The organism is Microvirga aerophila (assembly GCF_003332305.1).
In the GTDB taxonomy this organism is placed as follows: domain Bacteria; phylum Pseudomonadota; class Alphaproteobacteria; order Rhizobiales; family Beijerinckiaceae; genus Microvirga; species Microvirga aerophila.
In genome coordinates this window covers 1-6,909 of the sequence record NZ_QOIO01000112.1, presented here as the reverse complement: position 1 = coordinate 6,909, position 6,909 = coordinate 1, and the positions used below count along the sequence as shown (strand labels likewise).

The window sequence follows — 6,909 nt, the reverse complement described above, 5'->3', positions numbered from 1 at the left end:
CGAAGTCAGAACGGAGTGGGATCGGCATGGCGAACCTCCATGGCTCGCCAAGTTGAATCACACCCACCCCGACGCAGAAAATCACGAACGAGTCAGCCCTTCAGGGACTTAGTATTAGCCGTGTGTTGTTTTCCCACGCGCCATGTTCTTCCCAGTGACTAGATATCTTTTTAGGTCTGCTCCCTGACCACGTTGGGATTGACGATTACCCACGGGACAGACCGCAGTGCCAAGGGGCCGCATCATCTTGAAGTCCTGTCATTTCGCGGGTGCTTGCGGAACAGAACCCAACGCCCATAGAGGCGGCCGGCATCCGTCCCGCGGCGAAGTTGAGGCTTTGCCTTTGTGGAAATCGTCCATGCGGCCAGCGGCGGCCGGTCGCGATCCACCTATCCCGAAACTCTCACTCGTAAAATTCTATAATAATTCTTCTTGCAATCCTGATTGAACAGACAGTATCGCTTCGATATCATTAAGAATTTTATCTTAAATTCTATCTTTTCGGGACTTACTATTGTAAATTTTCCTATAATTATCCACAAATATCAGAATTTTTCTTTTTGAAAGCGCGAGAATTCAAATCTCTGCAATGAATACCCCTTCGGGGTAGCCGCGTCGGTCCCAATTGGCCCCATTTGGACCTTTCAATAAACGTGCGATGCTTTCCATGCACATGATGCATCCATCCGGCGAACGAGCCGCCGATGGATTGGCCGACGCTTCCTTTAGGTAAGCAACTATCTTAACAGAGAGCGAGGATTCGAGATGTCTACGGAAATCCATATGCCCCGCGCTATTCCGCTGGCGGAGAATGAATATGCCACCGGTGCTCTTTATGGTTTGCTGACGAATGTCTTCGAAGACGCCGACCAGGCGAGTCGGATCACCGCTGCGATCGAGCGCCTGATCGACGCAAAGATCGCTGCCGCGCTTAAAAAGGATCGCACTGATGATTGAGGGCGTCAGAGGCACCCTGAGCCTGAAGAACATCGTTCATCCGCTGCCACTGCCGCAAGGCACGGAGCTGATCTCGCTGACGACGTTCGAAGGCCGGCTCGTTATCCTGACGAACAGGGGCCCCTACATTTGGCGCGACAGTCAGTGGGAGAAGGTGGCCGCCTCAAACCCTGAACCCGTGCCGCCGTTCTCAGACGCGGAGCTTGCTTCTCTCGCGTTGCAAAGCCCCTAGTTCTTCGTGGCCTCCGAGGCCTCACGCAAAGCCTCCGCTTCCTGCTTCACCTGCACGGAGAGCTGCTGGGCAATGGCCGCGATCTTCGATGCTGTCGCATCCTTCCCGAAAATCTCCACATGACCGGCGAGCCCGACGGTCAGCAGAGACTCGAACACCGCCTCGGGCGGTATGCCGCCCTTGATGAGGTCGATAGCAACCTTCTGCCACTGATCCATCAATTGCTGGCGAACGGCGGAGATATCCATTGTCATCCGTATTTCATAACCGACGCGTCTGGCGCTGTCGCGGGTTATTCGCCCTGTCCTAAAGGAACGCCAGATACCTGGAAACTCTCGAGGATCAGTCCGCTTCCTCGGTGCAGGGCCACCCCTGCGGCTGAACCAGACCCGGAGGCAGCTTCGTGTTCGCCGCACCGCAGGCGATGTCGATCTGCCCCTGCGTGAGCCCGGTTGCACCGGTCAAATCGGCCCCGGCGAGCTGTGTCAGATAGAGGTAGGCCCGGGTCAGGTTTGCTCCCTGGAGGCCGGTGTCTTTAAGGTTTGCGCGCGACAGGTTGGCATAGCTGAAATCCGTACGGGCGAGTTTCGCATTCTGGAAGGCGACCCGGGCGAGTTCCGCCTTCGACATGTCGGCACCCGTCAGGTCGGCTCCGCTGAAATCGGAGCGGTTGAGCTCGGACTTGCTGAACTTCGTGCCGGAGGCCTTCGCTTGGGCGAAGTTCGATCGGCTCATGTCGGACGATTGCAGGTTTGCCCCGGCGAGGTTCGCCTGACCGAAATTGGCTCTCCATCCGATCGCCTTGGTGAAATCCGCCTGGGATAAGTCCGCACCCTCGAATCGCGTTCGGCTCACCTCGCTCTCGACGAGCTTCGCTCCCGTGAGCTTCGAGCCGGCAAAGTCGCTCAGGGTCAGAAGAGACTTCGAGAGATTGATCCCGGCCATATCCTCGCCGGTCAACATGAGCCGCGCTTTGGAACAGCCCGACCAATCGGCGCCCGGCCCAGGAGAATCCTGACACTTCGCGGCCGCTGGCCCGGCCATGAGACTCATGAGGCCCAACAGAAGGACGATCCCCGTACATTGTCCGGTGCGTCCCAGCCTCGGCGGGGACCTCTCAGCCACCGTGGACTCATAATGCCTCATCTGTTCCTCTCACGCTCGCCTGTCCTGTTCCTTCTTAGGTGGCGCACAGCCGGGTCAAAGCGAGTCTCCCGAGTTCCTATTAGGTTGTAAATACATGAGGATGACGTAACGTTCTCACAATCCGATCCAACCTGAAGATCATCATCTGGATTGCGCGCTGTCACGACTCGACTTCCGTACGCTTTGGCTTAGCTTCCCGTCCATCGGCAGTGGAGGCATCAGAATGCGTATCTTGGCAGCGATCCCTTGTTTGTTTTTCATGGGGGGCATCCTAGGCGGCTGCAACACCGGCGCTCCACAGGGCGTGCTGCCCCGCGATCCTGTCCCTCCCCCGCCCTCGTTGAGCGGCGGCGCGCCGAGGCAATCATCCGCCGCGCAGCAATCGAGCACGCCGGCCCGCCGCCGCGCCATTGATGTACCCGACCGAATCGAGTCACAGCGCCCGGCATCGCCAGCGGTGGAGCCCGTCATGACCCCAAGCGGCGCGGGCGCAGGGTTTCGCTTCTGACGGAACTGGAATCGCCAATGGCCCACCATCCGAAAAGACGTTCGGTAATGGCGCAGCAACCTCGCCACCGGCGCATCCTGACCATCGTCGCCATCCTGATGGTCCTTATCCTGGCCATCTACGGCTACCAGTTCTGGTGGACCGAGTAGGTTCATCCAACGGACAAGCCATTCACTATCGGTTGCAGAGGGGTCATGATCCCGCCGAGCGCATTTCTCACGTGCGCCAACGCATATCTGTCGAATTTGTCGGTATTAATGGTATATGCCGTAACGGTATCCAATCTTACGGATGAGAACATATGACGTGGGTCGAAGCGATCGGCTGGTTAGGGGCGGCTCTCGCCATTGCCGGCAGTGCGATGAGGACGATCATTCCGCTCCGGTGCCTCGGCATCGCGACGAACGTGGTGTCGCTGACCTATGCATCCTTCATGGGCCTGTACCCGAGCATGACGGTCAACCTGATCTTGCTCCCCCTCAACGGGGTACGCCTGTACCAGATGCTTCGCTTGATCCAGAAGGTCAAACACGCATCCAACAGCGACCTAAACATGGATTGGCTCAAGCCATTCATGACCCGTCGCAGCGTGAAGGACGGCGAAATCCTTTTCGCTAAGGGAGATGCAGCCGCCTGTATGTTTTATACGCTCTCAGGCCGTTATAAGCTTCGGGAACTTGGGATCGAAATGCCTCAAGGCCATGTGGTGGGCGAGATGGGTTTCCTGTCCCCGGACCATCGGCGTACACAGACCCTGGAATGCCTTGAGGGCGGCGAGGTGTTGAGCATCACCTACGACGAGGTGCGCCAGCTCTACTTCCAGAATCCGGAATTCGGTTTCTATTTCCTGCGTCTCGCCAGCGAGCGGCTCTTCAACAACATGGAGAAGATGGAAGCCGAGATCGCTCGGTTGAAAGCCTTCAGCCAGGAAGCGGCTCCGGTCGAGAAGGTCTCAGCTTAGAACTCTTACAATCAACGTCTAGTTTAGAATTCTTATAAGTTATTGATATAGTTAGATTTTTCTCTTGACCCGGTGATCCCTGTCGTGATCCTTGCGGCCAGATTGGGATGTGTCGTCCCACGCCGAGGAATTCATGATGTTGAACACCAAAGTGATGAGCGGATGGATGTCCAGCGCCGTGGCCCTGGGATTGTTGGCGAGTTCGGGCGTTTCCGCCTCGGCCGAAGAAGTCCTGAACATCTACACGTCGCGTGAGCCTGGCCTGATCAAGCCCATCCTCGACGAGTTCACCAAGGAGACCGGCGTCAAGGTCAACACAATCTTCCTGAGCAACGGCCTTGAGGAGCGCGTGCGGTCCGAAGGCCAGAACAGCCCTGCCGACGTGATTCTCACTGTCGACATCGGCCGCCTGCAGGCAGCGAAGGATTACGGCGTCACCCAACCGGTCAAGTCCGCCGCCCTGGAAAAGGTCATTCCTGCCGCGTACCGCGATCCGGAGGGTCATTGGTACGGCGTTTCGATGCGGGCGCGCGTCGTCTATGCGTCGAAGGACCGGGTCAAGCAGGACAAGATCACCTACGAGGAGCTTGCCAACCCCAAGTGGAAGGGCAAGGTCTGCATCCGTTCGGGCCAGCACCTCTACAACATCAGCCTGTTTGCCGCCGTCATCGCCCATAAGGGCGAGGCCAAGGCCGAGGAATGGCTGAAGGGTCTCAAGGCGAACCTCGCCAAGAAGCCTTCCGGCGGCGACCGCGAGCAGGCCAAGGACATCCTGGCCGGCGTGTGCGACATCGGCATCGGCAACACCTACTACGTCTCGCTGATGCGCAACGGCAAGGACGAAGAGCAGAAGAAGTGGGGCGAGGCGATCAACGTGATCCTGCCGACCTTCGAAGGTGGCGGCACGCACGTGAACATCTCGGGCCTGGCGCTTGCAAAGTACGCGCCCAACAAGGCCAATGCCGAGAAGTTCATGGAATACATGGTGTCGGATGATGCCCAGCACCTTCACGCCGAGGCCAATTCCGAATATCCCGTGAAGCAAGGCATCAAGATCCACCCGACGATCGCGTCGTTCGGTGAGTTGAAGGCCGACACGGTGGCGATCGCCGAAATCGCCAAACTGCGCAAGAAGGCCAGCGAACTCGTCGACAAGGTCGGGTTCGACCAGTAGGCCGGATGGCCGCCGCTCGGCCATTGTCCCAACCAAGGAGGCGCTGCCGTCACTGGCAGCGCCATTCCCATTGAACGTGATCGCATCAGCAACGACCGCATCCGTCCCGGTTCGCCAGCGTTCGGCGAGGCGGCTTCCCTGGTGGCTGAATGCCGCCGTGGCGGTGATCGGCCTGCTCGTGGTGATGCCTCTCGGATCCCTTCTCGGGATCGCCGCCGAGGGTGATGCGGAAATCTGGCCGCATCTCATCGCCAACGTATTGCCCGCGAGCATCATCGACACACTTGCCCTTCTGAGCGGCGTCGCCCTTCTGGCGGGTTCCATGGGCATTACGACCGCGTGGCTCGTGACGGCCCACCGCTTTTCCGGACGTAACGCCCTGGTGTGGCTTCTGCCCCTGCCCTTGGCGGTGCCGACCTACATCACCGCATATATCTACGTGGAAATCTTCGACGCGGCTGGACTTGTCCAAATGGCTCTGCGCGATGCCACGGGCTGGTCCCGGGCCGATTACTGGTTTCCCGAGATCCGCTCCCTGCCCGGCTGCATCCTGGTGATGTCTGTGGTGCTCTACCCTTACGTCTATATCGCCGCCAGGACCATGTTTCTCACGCAGAGCGCCAGCATGCTGGAGGTGGCGCGGACCCTCGGGGCCAGCCGCTTCAAGCTGTTTCGGGTCATCGCCATTCCGCTTGCGAGACCGGCTCTCGCGGTCGGTCTGTCCCTCGCGCTGCTCGAGGCTTTGAACGACATCGGCGCCAGCGAATATCTCGGCGTGCGCACCCTTACGGTGTCGGTGTTCAACACTTGGCTCAACCGCGGAAGTCTCCCCGGCGCGGCGCAGATCGCCTGCGTGATGCTGGCCTTCGTGGTGGGACTGATCCTGATCGAGCGCTATGGCCGGCGAGACAGGCGCTACGCCCTCTCGGCCAAGAGACCCCGGGTCGCGCAGCCCGCGCCTCTCTTTGGCCGACAGGCCTGGGCCGCCACGGTCCTGTGCTCGCTGCCGATGATCATGGGGTTCGTCCTACCAACCTTGTTCCTGCTGCGGGAGACCCTGCGCGGCGGTCTCGTCAGCCAGCTCAACACCACGTTTCTGTCGCATCTTGTGACGACGATCAGCCTCTCGGCTCTCGCGACCTTCATGGCGCTGACTCTCGCTATCCTGCTGGTGCTTGCGTCGCGCCTGGTGAAGACGCCTCTCACCAGGGGCGCACTTTTCGTCGCGGGCCTCGGCTATGCGGTTCCCGGAACCGTCCTGGCCCTCGGGTTGATGACGCCGCTCATCGGCATCGACACGATGATCGGCGCGGTCTGGCGGAGCCTGACCGGTGAGCGCATCGGCCTGTTGCTGATGGGAGCGGCGGGCGGGATCGTACTGGCTTACGTGATCCGCTTTCTACCCATTGCAACCGGCGGGCTCTCCGCCGGCATGGATCGGGTTTCGCCTGTCGTCGAGGACGCAGCCCGCACCCTCGGCGCGAGCCGGCGCGAACTCGTCCGGGACATTCAGCTCCCGCTGCTGCGTCCGGCGCTTGCCAGCGCGGCCCTGCTCGTTTTCGTGGACTGCATCAAGGAGCTTCCGGCGACGCTCCTGCTGCGTCCCTTGAACACGGAGACGCTTGCAACGCTCGTCTATGGCCACGCGTCGCGCGGAGCCTTCGAGGACGGCTCACTCGCCGCCCTCGTCATTGTCCTGGTGGGGCTTCTGCCCGTGATCCAGCTAGTGAGGAGCGCCGAGAACCGCCTGAAGGCTGGCAGGAGCTCAGGCTCCGGCTCTTGAAAGAAGACCGGCCCTCTCCGGGGCCGGTTCCGTCAAGCTGCGTTGGATTGCTTGGAATCCAACGCCACCCGGAAGTCAGCGTCCGTCTTGGCCTTGATCTCGTCTTCGGTCACGCCGTCGGCGAGCTCAATCAGGGTCATGCCCGATC

The 6,909-nt window shown here is 60.0% G+C and carries 8 protein-coding genes and 1 pseudogene; 6 read left to right on the top strand and 3 right to left on the bottom strand.

Annotated elements, in window-relative coordinates; all coding sequences use genetic code 11:
* Positions 1-765: 765 nt before the first annotated feature.
* Both DRB19_RS30465 and DRB19_RS28230 read left to right on the top strand, forming a co-directional pair.
* Complete coding sequence (locus DRB19_RS30465; RefSeq protein ID WP_147023083.1) at positions 766-957, top strand: hypothetical protein; 192 nt, start codon at positions 766-768, stop codon at positions 955-957.
* Positions 950-1,189, top strand: coding sequence for a hypothetical protein (locus tag DRB19_RS28230; protein ID WP_114189290.1), 240 nt, complete (start codon positions 950-952; stop codon positions 1,187-1,189). The genes DRB19_RS30465 and DRB19_RS28230 overlap by 8 nt, the downstream gene beginning before the upstream one ends.
* Here the strand turns inward: DRB19_RS28230 and DRB19_RS28225 are convergent.
* A complete protein-coding gene (locus DRB19_RS28225; RefSeq protein WP_114189289.1) occupies positions 1,186-1,443 on the bottom strand; it encodes a hypothetical protein in 258 nt (85 codons plus the stop codon). The genes DRB19_RS28230 and DRB19_RS28225 overlap by 4 nt on opposite strands.
* 88 nt (positions 1,444-1,531) lie before the next feature.
* Entirely contained in the window at positions 1,532-2,314 is a 783-nt protein-coding gene (locus DRB19_RS28220; RefSeq protein WP_162815930.1) for a pentapeptide repeat-containing protein, read from the bottom strand.
* 244 nt (positions 2,315-2,558) lie between these two features.
* Between DRB19_RS28220 and DRB19_RS30460 the strand changes: the two genes are divergently transcribed.
* From DRB19_RS30460 to DRB19_RS28205, 4 genes are all read left to right on the top strand, one after another.
* Positions 2,559-2,843, top strand: coding sequence for a hypothetical protein (locus DRB19_RS30460; protein ID WP_147023082.1), 285 nt, complete (start codon positions 2,559-2,561; stop codon positions 2,841-2,843).
* 301 nt (positions 2,844-3,144) lie between these two features.
* Complete coding sequence (locus DRB19_RS28215) at positions 3,145-3,804, top strand: Crp/Fnr family transcriptional regulator (protein ID WP_114189287.1); 660 nt, start codon at positions 3,145-3,147, stop codon at positions 3,802-3,804.
* Between the two features lie 154 nt (positions 3,805-3,958).
* Positions 3,959-4,978, top strand: coding sequence for a Fe(3+) ABC transporter substrate-binding protein (locus DRB19_RS28210; RefSeq protein WP_174800019.1), 1,020 nt, complete (start codon positions 3,959-3,961; stop codon positions 4,976-4,978).
* A gap of 76 nt (positions 4,979-5,054) precedes the next feature.
* Positions 5,055-6,761 carry an ABC transporter permease gene (locus tag DRB19_RS28205; protein ID WP_245439882.1) on the top strand — a complete coding sequence of 569 codons (1,707 nt, stop codon included), beginning with the start codon at positions 5,055-5,057 and terminating at the stop codon, positions 6,759-6,761.
* A gap of 32 nt (positions 6,762-6,793) precedes the next feature.
* Here DRB19_RS28205 and DRB19_RS28200 read toward each other — a convergent pair.
* A pseudogene (locus DRB19_RS28200) lies at positions 6,794-6,909 on the bottom strand (succinyl-CoA--3-ketoacid-CoA transferase); the annotation flags it as partial.

Excerpts from the sequence above, each read along its gene's own strand:
- DRB19_RS30465 (WP_147023083.1), top strand. The coding sequence starts at position 766 with ATGTCTACGGAAATCCATATGCCCCGCGCTATTCCGCTGGCGGAGAAT.
- DRB19_RS28230 (WP_114189290.1), top strand. The coding sequence starts at position 950 with ATGATTGAGGGCGTCAGAGGCACCCTGAGCCTGAAGAACATCGTTCAT.
- DRB19_RS28225 (WP_114189289.1), bottom strand. The coding sequence starts at position 1,443 with ATGACAATGGATATCTCCGCCGTTCGCCAGCAATTGATGGATCAGTGG.
- DRB19_RS30460 (WP_147023082.1), top strand. The coding sequence starts at position 2,559 with ATGCGTATCTTGGCAGCGATCCCTTGTTTGTTTTTCATGGGGGGCATC.
- DRB19_RS28215 (WP_114189287.1), top strand. The coding sequence starts at position 3,145 with ATGACGTGGGTCGAAGCGATCGGCTGGTTAGGGGCGGCTCTCGCCATT.
- DRB19_RS28210 (WP_174800019.1), top strand. The coding sequence starts at position 3,959 with ATGAGCGGATGGATGTCCAGCGCCGTGGCCCTGGGATTGTTGGCGAGT.